A 21,978-nucleotide genomic window follows, 5' to 3' on the forward strand; every position below is an offset into this window, starting at 1 on the left:
ACTATGAAAAAAATTATAATATCGACAATTGCAGTTTCTGCACTTCTTTTTACAGTAAGCTGTAATACGGATTTCGATACGGATGTGAAAGATATCCCGGTAACAAAAGGAGACGCAGACTTTTCAAAATATATTTCGTTAGGAAACTCATTAACTGCTGGTTATAGAGATGGAGCTCTTTACAGCAGTGGACAGAGTGAATCTTATCCAAGCATGATTGCAGCGCAAATGCAATTAGCAGGTGGAGGCGCTTTTAAACAGCCAATGATGCCTAATGACACAGGAGGGTTTACCAATTTATTTAACCCAGCAACAGGAGATTTTGCAGGTAAATATGTGTTAAGTGTGGTGAACGGAGCATTAACTCCCGGTCCAACAGCTCCAGGAGCAGCATTAGATAATGTTTCTGCTGGTGGTCCTTACCAGAATATGGGAGTTCCGGGAGCAAGAGTAGCGCATTTACTGGCTCCGGGATATGGGAATCCAGCCGGATTAATCTCTACGCCTGCTACTGCAAATCCATATTTCGTAAGGTTTGCGTCATCAACAACAACTTCAGTAGTAGAAGATGCCCTAAAACAAGACCCAACCTTCATTTCTTTATGGATAGGAAATAATGATGTTTTATTATATGCAACTTCAGGAGGAGCTGATCCGAATGTTCCGATTACGCCAGTAGATGGTGCTGTAGGGGTAGGGTTCAGTAATACCTATGCTTATTTAGTAGATAAACTATTCCCTGCCGGTACAAAAAGAAAAGGTGTTATTGCTAATATTCCTACAGTTACCAATGTCCCTTACTTTACGAGAATTCCTGCTATGCCTCTTACAGGTTTGACAGATGCTCAGGTAACTCAGCTGAATACAGGATATGCTCAGTATAACGCAGGATTGCTGCAGGCTAAAACCTTAGGAGCGATCAGCGATGCTGAATATCAGAGAAGGTTAATTAAATTTACTGCTGGAGCGGCAGTCAACGGAGCTGTAATTGTAGATAAAGATCTGTCAACTGTTCCGGGGCTTCCAAAATACAGACAAACAACAGCGAAGGATTTAATTCTTTTACCAGCTAGTAAAGTTCTTACTCCACAGGCTGGAGGAGGTACTTCCGTACCATTAGAAGATAAGCTTGTCCTTACTGAAGCTGAGACTGCAAAAGTCCTTGCTGCTACTGCAGGATATAACACAGCGATAAAAAAAGCAGCAACAGACAAAGGTCTTGCCTTTGTGGATATGGACGCTAAAATGATGGAATTGAATTCTAAATCAGGAATTATTTGGGATGGAGTAAAATATACGGCGACATTTGTAACCGGCGGAGCTTTCTCTTTAGACGGAGTTCATCTGACAGGACGCGGATACGGTATTGTTGCTAATGAATTTATCAAGTCTATCAATGCTAAATATAAGTCTACACTTCCGCAGGTAGATCCGAACAAATATTCAGGAGTTAAATTCCCTTAATAATTGATAAAATAAAAACTTAGAAACCACAAGAGTAAATCTTGTGGTTTTTTTTTAAATTTGCAAAATCTTTTAAAAAGTAAAAATGGCCGATCAGTTAAGTTATCTATTTTGTACAAGAACCAGCAGGGACTTGGCAGAGAAAATTGCCCAGAGTTATGGGAAAGAATTAGGAAAAATCAACTTTCAGGAGTTCAGCGACGGGGAATTTGAGCCTGTTTTGGACGAATCTGTAAGAGGAGGAAGAGTTTTCCTGATTGGATCTACATTCCCTCCTGCAGACAATCTTTTGGAACTTCTTCTAATGATTGATGCAGCAAAAAGAGCTTCTGCAAAGAGCATCACCGTAGTAATTCCTTACTTCGGACTTGCCAGACAGGACAGAAAAGACAAACCAAGAGCGCCGATCGGTGCAAAATTAGTTGCTAACCTTCTTACTGCAGCAGGAGCAACAAGAATCATGACAATGGATCTTCACGCAGATCAGATTCAGGGATTCTTCGAGATTCCGGTAGATCATCTGTATGCTTCTACTATTTTCGTAGACCACATCAGATCTTTGAATCTTGATAACCTTACCATTGCTTCTCCTGATATGGGAGGTGCAAAAAGAGCGAAAAACTATGCCGGTCACCTGGGTGCTGAAGTAGTAATTGCTTATAAGGAAAGAAAAAAAGCAAACGTTGTAGAAGAAATGTTCCTTATCGGGGATGTTACAGGTAAAAATGTAATCCTTATTGATGATATGATTGATACTGCAGGTACACTTTGCAAAGCTGCAGATATCTTAATTGAAAAAGGAGCAAAAACAGTAAGAGCTATGGCTACTCACGGAGTGCTTTCAGGAAAGGCTTACGAGAATATTGAGAACTCGCAACTGCTGGAAGTTATTGTAACTGACTCAATTCCTGTTAAAAATAATTTGTCATCTAAAATAAAAGTGCTATCTTGCGCCCCGTTATTTGCAGACGTTATGACAATGGTTCATGAGCACAAATCAATTAGCAGCAAGTTTGTTATTTAATTGATTTTAAATAAGTTGCAAATTAAAATAAGAACAATTTTTTAAATTTTTTATAAATGAAATCTATTACAATTCAAGGTACAAAAAGAGAAAGCGTGGGCAAAAAGTCTACAAAAGCTTTACGTGATGCTGAATTAGTTCCTTGTGTTGTTTATGGAGGTGAAGCACCTTTGAACTTCTCTGCTGAAGAGAGAGCTTTCAAAGGATTAGTATACACTCCTGAAGCACACACGGTATCTATTGAGGTTGACGGAAAAACAATTCCAGCTGTTCTTCAGGATATTCAGTTCCACCCGATTACTGACAAAATTCTTCACGTTGACTTCTATCAGTTATCTGATGATAAGCCAGTGATCATAGAAGTTCCGGTAAGAATTACAGGACGTTCAAAAGGTGTTGTAGCTGGTGGTGTTTTACGTCAGTCTTTCAGAAAACTAAAAGTAAAAGCTATCCCTGCTAACCTACCTGACGAAGTAGTAGTTGATGTTACTCCATTAAGAATTGGTAACAAACTTTACATCGGTGGTATCAAAACAGAAGGATATTCTTTCATGCACCCTGACAATGCAGTAGTAGTTGCTGTTAAGATGTCTAGAAATGCAATGAAAGGTGGTGCAGCTGCAATGGATGATGATGATGAGGAAGAAGTTGCAACTGAAGAAGGTGCAGCCCCTGAAGCAGCAGCAGAAACTGCAGCAGAATAAGAATTGCTTATTTAAACAATATAAGAACCCGTCAGTTATGGCGGGTTTTTTATTTGATAGCCAGTCTCAGCTGAAAGAACTGAGCAAACTTAAAAGGTTTGGTTTCAATTTCATCTTTTTGCTTTATTGTCTTTCTTCACCTTACACTATCGAATATTTCTATCAACTGACAATGATCAGGAGCCAACCCCATGCTTCCTTTCGGAAAAAAAGCCGTAAATTTGAAGAGTTCTAAATAAGGACGTTTTAATTTAAAAAATAAATAAATGTTTGACATTCAGGAAATAAGAAGCCAGTTTTCTATATTGGACAGAGAAGTGAACGGTAAACCTTTGGTTTATCTGGATAATGCAGCTACATCCCAAAAACCAAATTCAGTTTTGGAAGTCTGTCACGCATATTATACAGAACTTAATGCCAACGTTCACAGAGGAATTCATACACTGAGCCAGCTGGCAACAGAAGAAATGGAGCTTTCAAGAAGAAAGATTCAGAAATTCATCAATGCTGAACATGACTTTGAAGTAATTTTTACAAAGGGAACAACAGAAGGGTTGAACCTTATCGCTTATATTTTAACACAGAAACTGCAGAAAGATGATGAAATCATTATTTCTTATCTGGAGCACCATTCCAATATTGTTCCATGGCAAATGCTGTGTGAAAGAACCGGAGCGAAACTTCGCGTAATTCCGATTGATGAGAACGGAATCCTTCAGATGGATTATTTTGATCAGTTTTTGAGTGAAAAAACGAAGGTTGTTTCTGTAAATCAGGTTTCTAATGCTTTGGGGATTGTAAATCCAATTGAGGAAATTATTGCTAAAACAAGAAAAAATACAGATGCTTATGTTGTGATAGACGGAGCTCAGTCTGCTCCGCATTTCAATATTGATGTACAGAAGATGGATTGTGATTTCTTTGTGTTCTCAGGTCATAAAATGTATGCTCCGATGGGAACAGGTATTTTATATGGAAAACAAGAAATATTGGAAGCTTTACCGCCGTTTCATGGAGGAGGGGAGATGATTGCGACGTGTTCCTTCGAAGGAACTACCTATGCGGGTCTTCCATTCAAATATGAAGCAGGAACACCGAATGTAGGAGGAAATATCGCTTTAGGTGCTGCCGTTGATTTCATGAACAGAGTAGGTCGTGAGAATATTCAAAACCATGAAAATGCTTTGTTGGAATATGCTCAAAGACATCTTTTAGAAATTGAGGGTCTGAAAGTATATGGTGAGAAAGCAAAAAGAACAGGTGTTGTATCATTTAATCTGGAAGGAGTGGGTATTGCCTCTGATGTAGGGATGATCCTTGATAAAATGGGAATCGCTGTAAGAACAGGACACCACTGTACACAGCCTATCATGAACTTCTTTAATATTGCCGGAACAGTAAGGGCAAGTTTCGCTGTTTATAATACTTTCGAAGAAATTGATGCCCTGGTGGAAGGTGTTAGAAAAGCACAGAGAATGTTGAGTTAATTAATAAAGAATCTCTACGATATAGAATTAAAGCAGCCTTTGAGCTGCTTTTTTTATTAGTCTATTGGTATACAATAACACCGGCCCTCAATAATGACCGGATAATTGCCGGTAGCACATTCCAGGCAGATTTGTCCTTCTACTATAATACTTTTCATCTTTACTTTGTTTAGCTTTTTCATATGATGTGATTTAAAGGGTTAATAATCAAATGTAAAAACCTCCGGAAAATTAATTACAATAAAAAAGCCCTGTTAACGGATAACAAGGCTATTGTATTTTTAAGAGAATAATCTTACAAATTCGGTTTCCAGTCTACTACTGCTCTGATGAAAGCTTCAGCATTTTCGACAGGAACATTCGGTAGAATTCCGTGGCCTAAGTTGGCAATGTATCTGTCTTTTCCGAAACGGTTGATCATTTCATTCACCATCTTCTTAATGGTTTCAGGTGTTGAGTGAAGTCTTGCAGGATCAAAGTTCCCCTGTAGCGTCATTGTATGGTTCGTTAAAGTTCTTGCGAATTCCGGCTTAATAGTCCAGTCTACGCCAAGAGCAGAAGCCTTAGACATTGTCATATCTTCCAGAGCAAACCAGCATCCTTTTCCAAATACTACAACATGAGTAAGGGGGCTTAATGCTTCAACAATCTGGTTGATGTACTGCCATGAGAACTCCTGATAATCTGTAGGAGAAAGCATTCCTCCCCAGGAATCGAAAACCTGTACTGCAGAAACTCCTTTTTCTACTTTTCTCTTCAGATAGGCGATTGTAGTATCTGTAATTTTTTGTAATAATAAATGTGCTGCTTCAGGCTGTTGGAAGCAGAAGGATTTTGCAATATCAAAAGCTTTACTTCCTTTTCCTTCTACACAGTAACAAAGAATGGTCCATGGAGAACCGGCAAAACCGATCAATGGAATGTCATTGTCCAGCTTCTGAAGTGTAAGTTCAATAGCATCGAAAACGTACCCTAAAGTATCATTCACATCCGGAGTTTCAATATTCTGAACTTGTTCCATTGTTCTGATTGGAGTATTTAACCATGGTCCAACAGATTCTTTCATTTTGAAATCAATTCCCATTGCCTGCGGAACTACCAGGATATCAGAAAACAGAATCGCGGCATCCAAAGGAAATCTGCGGATAGGCTGTAAAGTGATCTCAGCAGCAAGCTCTGGAGTCTGACATCTTGTAAAGAAATCATACTGATCTCTTAAAGCAATGAATTCCGGCAGATATCTTCCAGCCTGCCTCATCATCCAGACAGGAGGTCTTTCAACGGTTTCTCCGCGAAGTGCTTTTAAATATAGGTCGTTTTTTATCATAATCTATTGTAACTAATATTACCGCAATATCCGGTAACAGATATTCTAAATCCTACTTCCGATTTCTTTTCTGATCAATGCAAATATGGATGTCAGTGTATTTTCTTCAGAAGTAAAAATTTCTTCCCGCGTATAATTTCTCAGCTCACCGGAAGTGGTTTCACCAATGGAAAACAGCTTCATGCCTTCCAGAGAATTTCGCCTTGCAAAACTACGAACTCCGCTCGGACTAAAAAATACCACAGCATGATATTTTTCAGTTATTATAGGATTGATTTCCTCAGTATTATAAATTGTAACTTTTTTGTACTTAATGTTTTGTAAAGGAAGGTCTTTGTCCAGAACATTGATGGCAAGATTACCACAGAAGTGCAGGAACTGCTCGTGCTGGCATTTTCCGATAATGAAGCGCGAAAGAGTTTCAGCATTTTTCAGTACCTTAAATGTTCCAAAACCATGCTTTCTAAGCTCTCTTTTGGTCTTTTCACCTACACAATAGATTTTGTTATAGTTTTTGGCTGTAAAATTCTCATTGGGTTTGAATCTGTTTTTAAAAAAAGAAGCAACTCCATTGACACTGGTGAAAATCAGAGAATAGTTTTTCAGCTCAAAAGGACTGATCATAATGGGTTTAGTCTTAATTACCTCAACACAGTCGACCAAAATACCCTCTCCTAATTCTTTGGATATAATCGTCTGGTCTATATTTTTGGTAAATAAGATTTTCATGTCTGTAAAATTAAGAAGATGAAAAAGAGTGGCTAAAGGAAGGTAAAAATGTAAATCTGAGCTATCAGATCTGGCCTTTGATTTCTGCCATTAATTCTTTTCCTCCGTTTTCAAGAACAACTTTTGCAAACTTTTCTCCAAAATTCTCGGTTGGAGTATACACAAAGTTTTCATCCACAGAAATGCAGTTTTTCCCATCCAGAGAGCAAAGTGCCGCTTTGAAACGGATCTGATCACCGATGATTTCCGCAAATGCTCCGATAGGTGCAGTACAGCCTCCTTCTAAAGTGCTCAGGAAGTTTCTTTCAATCTCTACACAGATCTGAGTCTGTTGATGATTGATCTGGCTTACAATTTCGTTAATTTCCGGTTTGTCAGTATGTCCGGCTACAGAGATTACCCCTTGTGAAGGCGCAGAGATCATTAATGGAAGCATTTCGTAATCAATTTCCATTTTCATTCTTTTGATACCTGCCAAAGATAAGATCGTAGCATCGAAATCTCCGTCTTCAAGTTTTTGAAGTCTGGTTTGAATATTTCCTCGGATATCTGAAAAATCAGTAGCCGGATAATTTCTCAACCAGAAAGCTCTTCTTCTCAAACTGCTTGTAGCGAGTTTAAGTTCATGGAATTCTTTATTCCTTGAAGATTCTTTTCTGATCAGAATATCCTGTGGATAATCTCTTTCCAGATAAGCGATCATCTCAATATTTTGAGGCAATTGAGTGGGAACATCTTTTAAAGAATGTACGGCAATATCAATCTCGTCATTCAATAGAGCAATATCAAGATCTCTTGTGAAAACCCCGGTAATTCCTAAAGAATAAAGCGGCTGATTAAGGTTCTTATCGCCAGAAGAAACGATAGGAACAATTTCCGTTAAATAATTGTTGTTCTGAAGGTGCCTCGCAACCTCTCTAGCCTGCCAAAGTGCAAGTGCGGAATTTCTCGTTCCGATTCTAATGCTTTTCATTGAATTCGTTGTTTGGTTGTTCAACTAATATTTCGTGCATTAATTTACTAATTTCTTCGGCTTTTAAAGGATTATCGATGATATATTTTGCAAAACGGTTGGTGATTTTCTGGATCATTTTGTCAGAAAGTTCCATGTCCGTGATGTTTATGTATTTATTCTTTTTATAAAAATTATGCATTTCATTACGTTCCATGTTCTTTAGAACTGCTTTGAAATGATGAATATTGGGTGCCAGCTTTCTCTTTTTCTCCCATTCAATAAAGTCTTTCATCAGTTCCTTAATGATTTTTTCAGCTTTCGGGATTTCTCTTTCTCGCTGTTGAATCGTTTCCTGAATCTGTTTTGAAAGCTCATCTACGTCAATCAGGGTTACATTTTTATTTTCTGTAACATTCTTTTCAACGTTATGAGGAATAGAAAGATCAATGATCAGTGTTTCTTTTCCGTTCGGGAAGTGAGACTGGTTGACAATAGGATGCTTGGCTCCTGTTGCCACAATAAGAATATCTGTATTTTTTAATTCCTGGTCAAAATCAGAATAATCAACGTGAGGAATATTATATTTCTGGGAAATCTTTTCCGCTTTCTCCTGAGTTCTGTTGGCAATTTTAATTTTCGGCTGATAGACATGTTTTACCAGATTTTCAACGGTATTCTGTCCAATTTCACCTACTCCCAAAAGAAGAATATTTTTTTCAGTGATTCTCTTCTGGTTGTTTAGAATATAATGAACCGCCGCATAAGAAACAGAAGCCGCACCATTGGAAATGCCGGTTTCATTTTTTATTCTTTTCGAAATTTGAATAGCCGCATTGATGGCTCTCTCCAGATAAGGATTAGAATTTTGTCTTTCTTTTTTGAAACGGCTGTATGCTTTTTTTATCTGCCCGATAATTTCAAAATCTCCAATAATCTGACTTTCAAGACCAGCTGCTACTCTGAAAAGATGAATCAATGCTTCCTCTTTGGTAAGAATATTCGCGAACTGAAGAAAATCTGTAAGTTGTACTCCAATGGTTTTGCAGTACTCTTCAGCTACTAAAAGATAATTGGGAGAAGTGGTGTAGATTTCGGTCCTGTTACAGGTGGAAACCACAAATGCATCACCAAGGTCTTCCTGATGGACTCTGGAAACAAAGTTTTTGATGTTCTCATCAAAGAATGCAAACTTTCCTCTCGTTTCTACGTCGGCTTTCTCGTAGCTTATTGAAAGCACGGCAAAATTTGACGTTCGATGAATGTTGGAATACTGTAACATAAGCAGTCGCAAATTTACGATTTTTTTAATTAACCTCTCTCAGATAGTGTATATGATAATTATCGTAAAAAACTATAAAAGGGAAGAAAAGGTGTTTCTGGCAGAAAGACAAAATCTTAAAATGATAAAATTCCGTGTTGGAAAAGAATTGTTGACGTTTCTGAGTTTTTGTTTTGGTCTTCAATACTGTGTTTTCTTGGTTTTTTACCCTTTTGTAATTACCTTTTTTGCCCTTTTAACATCCTATTAATTTTAGTTGAAATCAAACTCTGTAAATGTCTAAATTGAAAGTTAATAAAGAATTATAAATTTTAATAAAATTTTAACCAAATTAAGTTGGTGGGAAATTTCTTTAGTAGTCTTAAATTTATATCTTTGTAAACTTAAAATCAGAAGAAAAATATGAGTTTATTTGATATGTTTACGCAAGAAATTGCGATAGACCTTGGAACTGCTAATACCCTAATCATCCATAATAATAAAATTGTTATAGATCAACCTTCAATTGTTGCAATTGAACGTTCATCGGGTAAGCCGATTGCCGTCGGAGAGCAGGCCAAGCATATGCAGGGTAAAACTCACGAGGATATCAAAACAATCCGTCCTTTGAAAGACGGGGTTATTGCTGATTTCCATGCTTCTGAACATATGATCAAGGAATTTATCAAGAAAATTCCTGGAATCAAAGGTAAATTCATTCAACCGGCATTACGAATTGTAATCTGTATCCCTTCTGGTATCACTGAAGTTGAAAAAAGAGCGGTAAGAGACTCTGCTCAGAAAGTAAACGCAAAAGAAGTAAGATTGATCTACGAACCAATGGCAGCTGCAATTGGGGTTGGGATTGACGTTCAAAAGCCTGAAGGAAATATGATCATCGATATAGGTGGTGGTACTACGGAAATTGCTGTTGTAGCGTTAGGAGGTATCGTTTGTGATAAATCTGTTAAGATTGCAGGAGACGTATTTACCAATGATATTGCTTATTACTTAAGAACTCACCATAACCTTTATATCGGAGAAAGAACTGCTGAAAGAATCAAAATTGAAGTAGGTTCTGCGGTAGAAGATCTTGATGTAGATATCGAAGACATCCCGGTACAGGGTAGAGACCTTATTACAGGTAAGCCAAAAGAAATTATGGTTGGATACAAAGAGATTGCACGTGCATTAGATAAATCAATCATCAGAATTGAAGATGCCGTAATGGAAACATTATCTCTTACACCACCGGAATTGGCTGCTGATATTTACAAAACAGGTATTTATCTTGCTGGAGGAGGAGCGTTATTAAGAGGTCTTGCGGACAGAATTCACAAGAAAACAGGTCTTCCTGTATTTGTAGCTGAAGATCCGTTGAGAGCTGTAGTTCGCGGAACAGGTATTGCCCTTAAGAATATGGATAAGTTCAATTTCTTAATTAAATAATTTTAACTTTTTACGACTTTATATCTGAATGGGATTTTTGCTGAGATTATTTTCGAAGAATACTCTTTTCGTCTTCTTTATATTCCTGCAAATTATTGCTCTGGTTTTGATATTCTCAAGAAATGCCATGCAGAGATCCTGGATTGCAGGCCAAACGGCTGCGTTCAATTCCTGGGTTTCCGGATATATTGATGAAGGAGTTTCTTATCTGAAGCTAAAACAGATCAACGAAGATCTTGTGGTTCAGAATAAAGCCCTTATGACTGAACTCTATGGAAAAGACGGAGAGAAAAATCCTGTTTTCAAAAGAGTACACGATACCATTGGTGGCGGGCAGATCTATACTTTTGTTGATGGAGAAATTGTTTTCAACAGTATCAACAGAAGAAACAACTATTTTACAATCAACCGTGGCCGTAGAGACGGAGTCTTTCCTCAAATGGGAGTAATGGCGCCGAGAGGCATAGCGGGAATTGTAATCAATTCTACAGATAGTTATGCATTGGTTCAATCCGTGTTAAGTGTTAACAAGATCAGAATTAATGCAGCACTTAAAAACTCAGGGTATTTTGGTACTTTAACATGGAATGGAGATAACTCAAGGGTGATGCACCTGGCAGATATTCCAAAATATGTTGCATTGAAAGTAGGTGATACTGTTGTTACAGATGGTAAATCTGCTATTTTCCCTAAGGGAGTAACCATTGGTACTATTGCAGGATACTCTGTGGACAATAAAACCGGCTTCTGGGATATTTCCGTAGAGCTGAGTGAAAAAATGGGAGCGTTGAATAAAGTGTATGTAGTGAAGAATCTTAAGAAAGCAGAAGTGCAGAAGATTCAGGATACTATGCAGGCTGTAATAAAAAAAGAAAATGATTAGCAGGACTTTATTTACCGATATATTGATCATGATCTTTCTGGTTGCATTACAAATATTTGTATTGAACAGGATTACACTTTTCGGGAAATATACTCCGGTATTATATCCTGTGTTTGTCATGTTCTATCCATTTTTCAGAAACAAATTTCAGTTCCTGGCATTGAGCTTTTTAATAGGGCTGTCTATTGACGGTTTCCTCTATTCATGGGGGATCAATGCATTTGCAACAACGTTAATCGCTTATTTCAGAACGTTGATCTTCAGGACTTCCACAGATACGTCTACGGACTTTTTCTCATTCCAGTCCCTTCAATGGGCGCAGTTTTTGCTGTTTTTATTTTCAAGTATTTTCCTGCATCAGCTTTTAGTCCAGTATATTGAGTTCTTTAAGTTTAGCAGGTTTTTTGAAATATTATTTAATGTGTTGGTGACAAGTGTAATTTCATTTATCTTTATAGTCATCTACGCATTAATATTTAAAATCAAACAAAAAGTTTGAACACACGTTATTTAAAAATTTTTTCCATCCTCGTTATTATCGCCCTTATTTTTGTGGCGAGGCTTGCTTATTTGCAGTTGTTTACAGACCGCTATGCCTTAAATGCGGCTAATACCTCCATCAAAACAGAATATGTTATTCCACAGCGTGGAGTCATTTTTGATAGAAATGGGAAAATCATGGTGGGTAACCAGCCTGCTTATGAAATTTCGTTTACCCAAGCTTTAATGAAACCTGACTTTGATACACTGGCGTTTTGTAGTTTAATGAAAATTACAAAACAGGATTTTATCAATAAAATCAATGTGATCAAAAAGGAAAAATATTATTCTAAGCTGACCCCGATGACTTTTATTAAAGACCTCAGCAGAGAAGATATTGCAAGAGTTCAGGAAATTATTTTTAAGTATCCCGCATTTAATATTGTATCAAGACCTCAGCGTCAGTATGAAGTTTCCACCTCCGGAAACCTTCTCGGTTATACCAGTGAGGTGAATGAAAGAGATATTAAAAAAGATTCACTATACTATTTACCGGGAGATTTTATTGGAAAAACAGGGGTTGAAAAATCCTACGAAAAAGAGCTGCGCGGAGTTAAAGGAGTGAAATATATCCAGAAAGATATCAGATTAAGAAATATTGGCTCCTATAAAAACGGATCTTTGGATAAAGACGTGATTACGGGTAAAGATATTACTTTAACCATTGATTACGACCTTCAGAGGACGGCAGAAGAAATGCTGGTTAATAAACACGGCGCAATTGTAGCTTTAGATCCTAATAACGGAGAAGTTTTAGTAGCTGCAACCGGACCGGATATTGACCCAAACCTTTTTACCGGACCTAATAAATCAAAAAACTTATATGCCCTTTCAAAAGATACACTTTATGAAAATAAGCCAACTTTTGATCGTGCACTACAGGCCGGATATCCTCCGGGATCAACATTCAAATTACTGACTGCTTTAGCAGCAATGCAGATGGGTGTGATGGACGAGAAAACTATTTTTCCTTGTGGAGGAGGATTTTTCTATAAAGGGAAAAGAATTAAAGGCCATGGTGGAGCAGATCCGCTTATTCCTTCCATTCAGGTTTCCAGTAACTGTTTTTTCACCTATGCATTTATTGCGATTATCAAAAAATATCCTGGAAATCCTTCAAAAGGTGTTGATGAGTGGAAAAAAATCATGAGCAGTTTCGGAGTCGGAGAATTTTTAAATAATGACTTTGCTGTTGGGGCAAAAGGAAGAATACCTTCAGGAGATTTTTACGAGAAAAGATTTAAAGCCATCATGAAGGCAAGCGGTTCTCAGAGAACTGATTTTAAAAACTGGGATGAAATGTCCACCGGTGCTATTTATAACGGAATGGGGCAGGGCGATGTTTTGGTAACTCCTATTCAGCTGGCCAATTATGTGGCGGCTATTGCTAATAGAGGATGGTATTATACTCCTCATATCGTAAAAGGGATTGATGGGAAACCCAATCCAGATCCAAGATTTAAGGTTAAACATAAGACATTAGTTGATCCGAAGCATTTTGAACCGGTATTGAAAGGAATGGAAGCCGTAGTGTTGAGAGGAACGGCAAGAGGATTGAAATCCAATGACTTTACACAATTAGCAAAAACAGGAACAGCACAGGTGCCGCAAGGGAAGGATAATTCCATTTTTGTACTTATTGCTCCTGCTGATAAGCCTAAAATTGTTGTAGTAGCTGTAATGGAGCATGCGGGATTTGGTGCTACATGGGCAGGGCCAGCCTGTACAGTGATTGCTGAAAAATATATTACCGGTGATTTGAAAAGAGAAAATCTTTACAAAAAAATGATTACCTCGAGTTTCATGCCTGAATATAAAAGACAATGGATTGCAGATTTGAAGCGTAAAGGACTATATGTTGATCCTAAACCTGATTCCATCAAACAAAAAAGAATAAAGGATAGTCTGGAATTGGTAAAACAACAAAAGGCTAAGCTGCAAAAGAAAATAGAAGAGGACGCTAAAAAGAATAACACTGCTAAAAAACCTGTAAAGCAATGAAATGGACAGAAGGAATAGATAAACTTGGCCTTGGGCTGTATTTCCTGCTTTGCATTTTTGCCATTGCAAATATTTACAGTGTTGACCAGAAACTAGGAGAGAAGCAATTGGTTTTTTTCTGTATTTCTGTATTTGTAGGGCTGGTTATATTCGTAGGAAGAAGCAAATTCTTTGAGAATATGGCTGGTATTATTTACATTGGAGGAGTTTTACTGTTGATAGGTCTTTTCCCTTTTGGTAAAGAAATTCTGGGCCAGAAAAACTGGTATAAGTTTGGAAGTTTTACCATGCAGCCCGTTGAGTTTGCAAAGATAGGCACTGCTTTGATGCTGGCTAATTTTGTTTCAAGCCCGGATTTTAATATTAAAAATAAAAAATCTATCTGGACTGCCCTTGCTATTATAGGAATTCCGGCAGCAGTTGTTCTGGCTATTCCGGATGTAGGTTCTATGCTTGTGTTCATCGCCTTTTTCATCGCCTTATATAGAGAAGGATTGAGTGGTCTTTTATTCGGTATAGGATTTATTTTCGCCGGAGTTTTTCTGATCTCGCTGGCGATTCCTCCCATTTATGTTGCAGTAGCAGTTTTAGTGATTGCCGGTGTTTTGATCGCCATGAATTATCATAGAATGTCATGGGACGTCATTTCTATTTCAGGAATTGCAGGTTCTATTCTTATATTGTGCGGACTGGCTTTCGGATCACCTTATATTTTAGAAAAACTGCCGAAACACCAGAGAGAAAGAATTGAGGTTCTTTATAAGGGTGAAAAGGCATTCAGAGATACTTCCGGGTACAACTTATTATATTCAAAAACAGCCATCGGATCAGGTGGGATCTGGGGAAAAGGATACCGTGAAGGATCCGTTACCCAAGGGAAATTCGTTCCCGAACAGGAAACAGATTATATCTTTTGTACCGTAGGAGAAGAATGGGGCTTTGTTGGAAGTGCAGTTCTTATCCTGTGTTATATGGTTTATATCGGAAGAATCTACTATCTGGCAGAACAGCAGAAGTCTACTTTTAACCGGGTATTTGGATATTGCTTTGCCTCGATTCTGCTGATGCACTTTTCAATCAATTTAGGGATGGTTATGGGGCTTTTCCCAACCGTTGGGATTCCGCTTCCGTATTTCAGTTACGGAGGAAGTTCTTTATTGGCTTTCTCGATGATGACTTTTATCTTCTTTAAGCTTAATTATTCGGATAAGAATAGTTTGGTGTAAAAAAGGGAGGTTGGAAGCTGAATGATGGAAGTTTATCATTGTTCTGCTGACCAATTCGTTTTCAAAATCAACTTCATCAACACATTTTTATGAAACAATCCTATTTCTCAGACGAAGATTTCGAGAGCAAAGATTTCACGCAACTTCCTTTAGAAAAAAGTGAGTATGAAAACTGCACATTCAGAAACTGTAATTTTGAGTATGGAAACCTATCTGGCTTCAGCTTTACGGACTGTGAGTTTATCGAGTGTAACCTCAGCATGGCAAAATTAATAAAAACAGCATTCCATAACGTGATCTTCAAAGAATGTAAAATGTTCGGGCTTCAGTTCAATGAATGTAATGCATTCGGACTCTCTTTCAGATTTGATGGAAGTGCTTTACATAATTCCGTTTTTTATCAGACATCCATTAAGAAAACAGTTTTCAAAAATACCAAGTTAATTGAGGTCGATTTTAGTGAATGTGATTTATCAAATGCCGTCTTTAGTAATTGTGATCTGTCAGGCGCTATTTTTGATGCTACAAACCTCGAAAAGGCTGATTTCCGGACATCGGTAAACTATTCGATAGATCCGGCTTTAAATAAGCTGAAAAAGGCCAGATTTTCACTTTCTGAAATCTATGGACTACTGTATAAATTAGATATTGAAATTGACAAGAACAGTTGATATCTTCAGTCGTGTATAACTGCTATATTAAAATTTCAAAATTAAATCAATAGGAGCGGATTTTAACCGCTTTTCTCTTTAACTGTTATTCCCATTGGTTTTAGCGAAAACTTGCCAAAAATGAGCACATAAAAAAGCCGTCAGATTTCTGACGGCTTCATTATTTAAATCAATTATTTATAAAATTAAAAATTTGCGGGTGTAGCAAGAGTAGTAGCGGCTAAGTTATTGTAAGCTTCTCCTTCTTCGTTGATCACTCTTTTTGCGAATCTGAACTTAGGTCCCCAATAAGAATCATTCAGTGAAGAAATCATTACCCCTTTTGATGTTGCTGCGTGGATAAATTTAATCTCACCCTCTTCAGAAACACTTTCTACAATACCTACGTGAGAAATTCTTCTTCCGTGAGAAAAGAAAATTAAGTCTCCTTTCTGTAGCTCTCCTTTTTCAACTCTCTCTCCTTCCTGAGCCTGAGAAGCCGCTACTCTAGGTAAGCTAAGCCCTGCTGCTGCTCCGAATACAGAAAGAACAAAAGCTGAACAATCGATACCGTTTCTGGTTGTTCCTCCATATCTGTAAGGAGTTCCAAGGTATGTTTCAGCTTCTTCAAGGATACCGTCAATGGTTTTATTATGTTTGATTGCTTTTGCAATTTCAGAATTCTTAACTGCTTTTTTAGCACTAGCGATAGATGCCGCCTTTTCTGCAAGGAAAGAGTCGATAAGTTTTTGCTTATCCTGCTCCATTTTTTTGTTATCTATAGAAGCTAGTTTGGCATCTGTTTTGTATTCTTTTGTGTAAGTTGCTGGTTTTGAAACCACATAATTTGTAGCACAAGATTGCAATGAAACTGTAGTAACTAAAGCAACTAAATAAAACAAAACTCTTTTCTTCATATATATTTGATTATCCGTGTTAAAAAGGAATATTTATTTTCAAAAGCATTACAAAAGTAGAGATTCCGAGCAAAAGACCCCTGATATGATAATTGTCAGGATCTTATTTTAACACATTTTAACATATAATTTACATATGTTAAAGAAAAATAAACCGCAACAGCCTGTTTTTGGTAAGTGTGCGGTTTTTTTTATTAAGATTCTTTAACAAACCTAATCGACTTTCTTCTAGAAATCAGGTTTTGTGACATAAAACTCTAATTTTAAGGGTTGTTAATAAAACAAAAAAAATCCCCGGAAAACCGAGGAATTTAAACTAATATGGAACTTTACAGGACGTTATTTTGTAAACAACATTTCTCTGTATTTTGTCATCGGCCAAAGCTCATCGTCCACCATCATTTCCAGTGCGTCAGAAGCTTCTCTGATCGGATCGAATAATGGTTTTACTTTATTACAATAGCTTTCTGCCTGTTTTTGGCTGTCTGAAATACCTTTGGCAGTTTCTCTGGCTTTTAGAAGTTCTTCAACCCCAAGTTTAATTTTAGAAACATTTTCAGAAATGCTTGTAATTAAACTCATTTGTTCTTTTGCCAAAGATTTGAACTCTTTATCACCAAAGATTTCTTTAAGACCTTTTACATTTTCAATTAATCTGTTCTGATAATTTAATGCGGAAGGAATGATGTGGTTTCTTGCGATATCTCCTAATACTCTTGATTCGATATCAATTACTGTAGAATATTTCTCTAGCTTGATTTCGTTTCTTGCTTCCACTTCTCTGTGGTTGAAAATTCCCATTTCTTCATACAGATCTAAGAACTTCTTATCCATTTCCTGTTTCAAAGCTTCAGGAGTGGTTTTGAGGTTGTTTAATCCTCTTTTCTTAGCTTCTTTCGCCCAGTCATCAGAATATCCGTCTCCTTCAAACATAATGTTTTTACACTGCTTGATGTATTCTCTCAATACGTTGAAGATGGCTTCGTCTTTCTTAAGACCTGTTTCAATTAAAGCATCCACTTCTTTCTTGAAATCATTAAGCTGTTTTGCAGCAATAGTATTCATTACGGTCATGGACTCTGCGCAGTTTGCAGAAGAACCTACCGCTCTGATTTCAAATTTATTTCCTGTAAATGCAAATGGAGAAGTTCTGTTTCTGTCTGTGTTATCTAACAGGATTTCTGGAATCTTTCCGACTACATTTAATTTTAATTCTGTTTTTTCTTCCGGAGATAGTTTTCCGTTGGTTACTTTTTCAAGTTCTTCCAATACACTGAACAACTGGGTTCCGATAAATACGGAAATAATTGCAGGAGGAGCTTCGTTGGCACCAAGTCTGTGGTCATTGCTTGCAGAAGCAATACTTGCTCTTAAAAGGTCTGCATATTCGTGAACAGCTTTAATCGTGTTAACAAAGAATGTTAAGAACTGTAAGTTTTTCTTTGGATTCTTTCCAGGGCTTAAAAGGTTTTCACCAGTATCTGTTGCTAATGACCAGTTGTTGTGTTTTCCGCTTCCGTTTACTCCCGCGAATGGTTTTTCGTGGAAAAGAATGTGGAAGTGGTGTTTGTGAGCTACTCTTGCCATGATGTCCATCAACAGAGAGTTGTGGTCTACCGCAACGTTTACTTCTTCAAACATTGGAGCAAGCTCAAACTGGTTAGGGGCAACCTCGTTGTGTCTTGTTGTTGCAGGAATTCCTAACTTCATACATTCGATTTCCAGCTCTTTCATGAAGTTCATTACTCTTGTAGGAATAGAACCGAAATAGTGATCGTCCAATTGCTGTCCTTTTGCAGGAGAATGTCCTAATAAGGTTTTACCTGTTAATACAAGGTCAGGACGAGATTGGTATAATGCTGAATCAACAAGGAAATATTCCTGCTCCCAACCCAAAGTAGGAGTTACCTTCGTTACGTTTTTGTCAAAATACTGCATTACGTTAGTCGCAGCTTCATCTACAGCATTCAAAGCTCTCAAAAGAGGTGCTTTGTAATCTAGTGTTTCTCCTGTATAAGAGATAAAGATGGAAGGAATACATAATGTAGTTCCCATGATGAATGCCGGAGACGTAGGATCCCAGGCTGTATAACCTCTTGCTTCAAAAGTATTTCTGATACCTCCGTTAGGGAAAGACGATGCGTCTGGTTCCTGTTGGATAAGCATGTTTCCGCTGAATCTTTCAATTGCTCTTCCTCCTTCAATGGGTGTAAAGAAAGAATCGTGCTTTTCTGCAGTAGTACCTGTTAAAGGCTGGAACCAATGCGTGTAGTGGGTTACCCCTTTGCTCATTGCCCAGTCTTTCATCGCTACAGCTACCTGATCTGCAATATGTCTCTGGATCTTAGTTCCTTTTTTAATCGCATCCATGATAGAACCGAATGCTTCTTTTGTTAAATATTCTCTCATGGTTTCTTCTGAGAAAACATTTTTACAGAATAGCTCTGATAATTTCGCAGGGATCTCAACAGAGTTGTCTTTTCTGAAATCCTTAAATGGAAGGGTTTCTAATGCTTTGAATCTTAAGGTTGACATAATTGGGTTGATTTTTTACAGCGCAAATTTACAAAAAAAATGAATCAAAAATATTTTAACCCTAAAAATTTTAGGGGTGATCTGAAAATTTATATAATTTAAACAATTGTTTGGTGTTTTTTAACAGGGGTGTTTGTGATTTAATGTTTAAGATGTGAGAATTCGCGCCTGTTTTATAGATGTCAATGTAAATATACTGTATATTGTGCAAATTAAAATAATACGATGGGATTAAACGACTTGTTAAAAGACAGTTAAAATAAAGTGGGCAAAGATTTTGTATATTTGTGTGAAATTTATTTTATGACAAATTCTAGAGCAAGAGAAACCACAGAGGCTATTGAAAGACTATATATCTCTATGAGACACCTATTTTATAGAGGATTTTTCAAGCCGGGCGGAGTTTCAGGAGAAAGTATCAGAAGTTTGTTGAAGACCATCAATCCCGAAATTTATGGAACCATGAATATTCCAAGTAAATTGGAACTTGACGGTTTGATGTATGTACTGGACAGACTTCCGGAAGGAATTGAAGAATGTGCTTTTATTCATCTTACATCTGATGAAGGGTTTGATAAAGGAAGTTTCGAACCCATTGTTCCGAAGAAAAGAAGAAGAAACTGTTATAGAATAGACGAACACCAGATGAATATTGAGGTTCTTTTGGGCCGTTCCGAAATTTATGATATTCTTACCCACCTTACCTTCCTTTTTATAGAAGCTGACAAAGTCCGTAATCTGGCATTTATCCAGGACGAAAACTGGAAGCCGACACGTGCCTTCAAAATTATTGAAGAAGTGGTAAAGGGTGAAAAGAAATACAGTAGAAAAGAAAAAGAAGTAGCACTTATTCATCTTTCTTCTTTAATAGGAAGATCTTTTGATGAGACTTTAAGAGCTTATAATACTTTTGGTGACGATCATAATCCTGACCGTCTGTTTAAAATCATTTACAACTTAGCAAAAGTAAGTCTTGATGATGCAAAAGGAAGCAGAGAAAGAGAGATTCATTTCAGTTCTATATTAAAAGAAAGAGTAGGTCATCATTATTTTGGAGAAAAATGGGCGAATAAAGTGAAAGAGGTTTTATTTGAAAACAATCTTCATATGCGTCCGTTACATATTATTTCAGCCAATATGCACTCGGTGAAAAATATGCTGTATGCCAATAATGCCCTTAAAAAGAAGCAGCACCACGAGGTGGATTATAAACTGTACGAAGAGATTTCAAATAAGAAAGAACTTCGTGATAAAGTTTTAAAATATGCTTTGGATGAAGGGATGATTCATATTGCAGATAAGAGTGGAAGTAATATTGATGTACAGATCATAGACCTCAGCAAAACAGACCTGAAAAATACGCCATTTGCAGACTGCAAGTTCGGAGGAGATGATGTGGTAATGGTTTTTGACTACGCATTCGGAGAGCAGGCTTTTGAAGTAATGGATGAATTACTTAGACCTTTTGAGCATAAAGGAGAAGTGTATATGATGCATGTAAAATCTGTTTCCATTATGGGTAAAGCAGGTATTCTTACCGGAGAGAAAGGTGATATCATGATTCCTACTTCCCATATCTTTGAAGGAACAGCAGATAACTATCCTTTTGAAAATGCTTTAAAACTGGAAGATTTTAAAGATGATGAATTAAAAGCTTTTGAAGGACCAATGATTACAGTATTGGGAACCTCTCTACAGAATAAAGATATCCTTTCCTATTTTATGAATACTTCATGGAAAGCTATTGGTCTTGAAATGGAAGGAGCACACTACCAGAAAGCTATTCAGGTGGCATCTAAGATCAGGCACCATATTTCACCGGATTTGTTTGTCATGTATGCCTATTATGCATCGGATAATCCGCTGGAAACGGGAAGTACACTATCTTCAGGAGGTTTGGGTCTTACAGGAGTAAAACCAACGTATCTGATCACTTTAAGAATCCTTGAAAAGATTTTAAGAAGCGGTAAAAAAGAAGCTTCTGCTAAAAAATAATTATAATTCAATCATTATAATATTAACCTCAGATACTTTTGTATTTGAGGTTTTTTTGTAATTAGTTAAACACGAATGTCACAAATGTATTTGCACAAATTGCACTATTTTATTGTGTTTAAAATAGTGGTTTTCATTGGTAACATTTGTGTTTAAATAAAAACTTATCTTTAGGAAACATAAATAAAATATCCATGAGCTCAGTTTCACAACTCGCCAAAAGATTCAGAGAAGTACTGCTGGATGGTTTCTGGATCGCCAATACCAATTTTAAAGATCAGCTTTCAGAGGTGAGCTGGGAACAGGCTGTGACAAAGATTGATTCTTTAAACACTATTGCGATGCTCACTTTTCACATTGATTATTATATTGCAGGAATTGTCAATGTCTTTGAAGGAGGAGATCTTGAGATTAAAGATAAATTCAGTTTTGATCTTCCTTCTATAGAATCTCAGCAACAATGGGAAGACTTGCTGAGTAAACTCTGGACGGATTCTGAAAGGTTTGCCGCATTATTGGAACAAATGCCGGATTCCCAACTTGATGAGGTTTTCGTTGATGAAAAATATGGAACTTACCGAAGAAATATCGACGGAATGATTGAGCATTGCTACTATCACCTGGGCCAGATTACTTTAATTAAAAAACTGTTGAAAAGCCGATAAAGTATCCTTGTCAAGGTCTAAAACCTTGACAAGGATCACAAATAAGGTTAAAAAAAGAATTTAACAACCCGAAATAAAATCCATCTAAAATCATAACAAACAGAATAAAACCTCAGAATAACTCCTATTTGAGGTTCTTAGTTAAATTACCTACCTTTAGAAAAAATAA

18 protein-coding genes are annotated in these 21,978 nt (G+C 37.0%); 12 read left to right on the forward strand and 6 right to left on the reverse strand.

Annotated features, from left to right (window positions below; translation table 11 throughout):
• Positions 1 to 3 precede the first annotated feature (3 nt).
• The 4 genes from DEU39_RS14445 to DEU39_RS14465 all read left to right on the forward strand — a co-directional run bounded on the left by DEU39_RS14445 (position 4) and on the right by DEU39_RS14465 (position 4,679).
• Positions 4 to 1,464, forward strand: a complete 1,461-nt coding sequence (locus DEU39_RS14445; protein WP_120232431.1) for a G-D-S-L family lipolytic protein — start codon at positions 4 to 6, stop codon at positions 1,462 to 1,464.
• An 85-nt stretch (positions 1,465 to 1,549) separates the two neighbouring features.
• Positions 1,550 to 2,488 (forward strand): ribose-phosphate pyrophosphokinase, encoded by a 939-nt coding sequence (locus tag DEU39_RS14450; protein WP_062673136.1) that lies wholly within the window; start codon positions 1,550 to 1,552, stop codon positions 2,486 to 2,488.
• A 56-nt stretch (positions 2,489 to 2,544) separates the two neighbouring features.
• Entirely contained in the window at positions 2,545 to 3,192 is a 648-nt protein-coding gene (locus DEU39_RS14455; protein WP_120232432.1) for a 50S ribosomal protein L25/general stress protein Ctc, read from the forward strand.
• A gap of 266 nt (positions 3,193 to 3,458) precedes the next feature.
• Entirely contained in the window at positions 3,459 to 4,679 is a 1,221-nt protein-coding gene (locus DEU39_RS14465; protein WP_062673142.1) for an aminotransferase class V-fold PLP-dependent enzyme, read from the forward strand.
• 295 nt (positions 4,680 to 4,974) lie between these two features.
• On the opposite strand, the gene hemE is transcribed toward DEU39_RS14465, so the two are convergent.
• The 4 genes from hemE to hemA form a co-directional block, all read right to left on the reverse strand.
• Entirely contained in the window at positions 4,975 to 6,006 is a 1,032-nt protein-coding gene (hemE, locus tag DEU39_RS14475) for a uroporphyrinogen decarboxylase (protein ID WP_120232435.1), read from the reverse strand.
• Positions 6,007 to 6,051: 45 nt separating this feature from the next.
• Positions 6,052 to 6,735: a uroporphyrinogen-III synthase gene (locus tag DEU39_RS14480; RefSeq protein WP_120232436.1), complete on the reverse strand. Its 684-nt coding sequence runs from the start codon at positions 6,733 to 6,735 to the stop codon at positions 6,052 to 6,054.
• Positions 6,736 to 6,799: 64 nt separating this feature from the next.
• Positions 6,800 to 7,708 carry a hydroxymethylbilane synthase gene (gene hemC / locus DEU39_RS14485; RefSeq protein WP_120232437.1) on the reverse strand — a complete coding sequence of 303 codons (909 nt, stop codon included), beginning with the start codon at positions 7,706 to 7,708 and terminating at the stop codon, positions 6,800 to 6,802.
• Complete coding sequence (gene hemA, locus DEU39_RS14490) at positions 7,695 to 8,969, reverse strand: glutamyl-tRNA reductase (RefSeq protein ID WP_062673147.1); 1,275 nt, start codon at positions 8,967 to 8,969, stop codon at positions 7,695 to 7,697. The genes hemC and hemA overlap by 14 nt, the downstream gene beginning before the upstream one ends.
• A gap of 402 nt (positions 8,970 to 9,371) precedes the next feature.
• Here hemA and DEU39_RS14500 point away from each other — a divergent pair, with 402 nt between their 5' ends.
• From DEU39_RS14500 to DEU39_RS14525, 6 genes are all read left to right on the forward strand, one after another.
• The gene (locus DEU39_RS14500) at positions 9,372 to 10,397 is read left to right on the forward strand and encodes a rod shape-determining protein (protein ID WP_002982450.1); all 1,026 of its coding nucleotides are present in this window, start codon (positions 9,372 to 9,374) and stop codon (positions 10,395 to 10,397) included.
• 28 nt (positions 10,398 to 10,425) lie between these two features.
• Positions 10,426 to 11,280 (forward strand): rod shape-determining protein MreC, encoded by an 855-nt coding sequence (gene mreC, locus DEU39_RS14505; protein WP_062673151.1) that lies wholly within the window; start codon positions 10,426 to 10,428, stop codon positions 11,278 to 11,280.
• The gene (locus tag DEU39_RS14510; RefSeq protein WP_002982456.1) at positions 11,273 to 11,779 is read left to right on the forward strand and encodes a hypothetical protein; all 507 of its coding nucleotides are present in this window, start codon (positions 11,273 to 11,275) and stop codon (positions 11,777 to 11,779) included. The genes mreC and DEU39_RS14510 overlap by 8 nt, the downstream gene beginning before the upstream one ends.
• The gene (locus tag DEU39_RS14515) at positions 11,776 to 13,821 is read left to right on the forward strand and encodes a penicillin-binding transpeptidase domain-containing protein (RefSeq protein WP_120232439.1); all 2,046 of its coding nucleotides are present in this window, start codon (positions 11,776 to 11,778) and stop codon (positions 13,819 to 13,821) included. Before DEU39_RS14510 ends, DEU39_RS14515 begins: the two co-directional genes overlap by 4 nt.
• The gene (rodA, locus tag DEU39_RS14520; protein WP_062673155.1) at positions 13,818 to 15,047 is read left to right on the forward strand and encodes a rod shape-determining protein RodA; all 1,230 of its coding nucleotides are present in this window, start codon (positions 13,818 to 13,820) and stop codon (positions 15,045 to 15,047) included. Before DEU39_RS14515 ends, rodA begins: the two co-directional genes overlap by 4 nt.
• A gap of 89 nt (positions 15,048 to 15,136) precedes the next feature.
• Positions 15,137 to 15,718: a pentapeptide repeat-containing protein gene (locus tag DEU39_RS14525; protein WP_120232440.1), complete on the forward strand. Its 582-nt coding sequence runs from the start codon at positions 15,137 to 15,139 to the stop codon at positions 15,716 to 15,718.
• A 185-nt stretch (positions 15,719 to 15,903) separates the two neighbouring features.
• Here the strand turns inward: DEU39_RS14525 and DEU39_RS14530 are convergent, their stop codons facing one another.
• Together DEU39_RS14530 and DEU39_RS14535 are read right to left on the reverse strand one after the other, a co-directional pair.
• Positions 15,904 to 16,614, reverse strand: a complete 711-nt coding sequence (locus DEU39_RS14530; protein WP_062673158.1) for a C40 family peptidase — start codon at positions 16,612 to 16,614, stop codon at positions 15,904 to 15,906.
• Between the two features lie 339 nt (positions 16,615 to 16,953).
• Entirely contained in the window at positions 16,954 to 19,149 is a 2,196-nt protein-coding gene (locus DEU39_RS14535; RefSeq protein ID WP_062673160.1) for a glutamine synthetase III, read from the reverse strand.
• Between the two features lie 303 nt (positions 19,150 to 19,452).
• Here DEU39_RS14535 and DEU39_RS14540 point away from each other — a divergent pair, with 303 nt between their 5' ends.
• Positions 19,453 to 21,144 (forward strand): DUF6909 family protein, encoded by a 1,692-nt coding sequence (locus DEU39_RS14540; protein ID WP_120232441.1) that lies wholly within the window; start codon positions 19,453 to 19,455, stop codon positions 21,142 to 21,144.
• A 194-nt stretch (positions 21,145 to 21,338) separates the two neighbouring features.
• Positions 21,339 to 21,809 (forward strand): DinB family protein, encoded by a 471-nt coding sequence (locus DEU39_RS14545; protein ID WP_120232442.1) that lies wholly within the window; start codon positions 21,339 to 21,341, stop codon positions 21,807 to 21,809.
• Positions 21,810 to 21,978 lie beyond the last annotated feature (169 nt).

Source organism: Chryseobacterium sp. AG363, from assembly GCF_003610675.1.
Taxonomy (GTDB): Bacteria; Bacteroidota; Bacteroidia; order Flavobacteriales; family Weeksellaceae; genus Chryseobacterium; species Chryseobacterium cucumeris.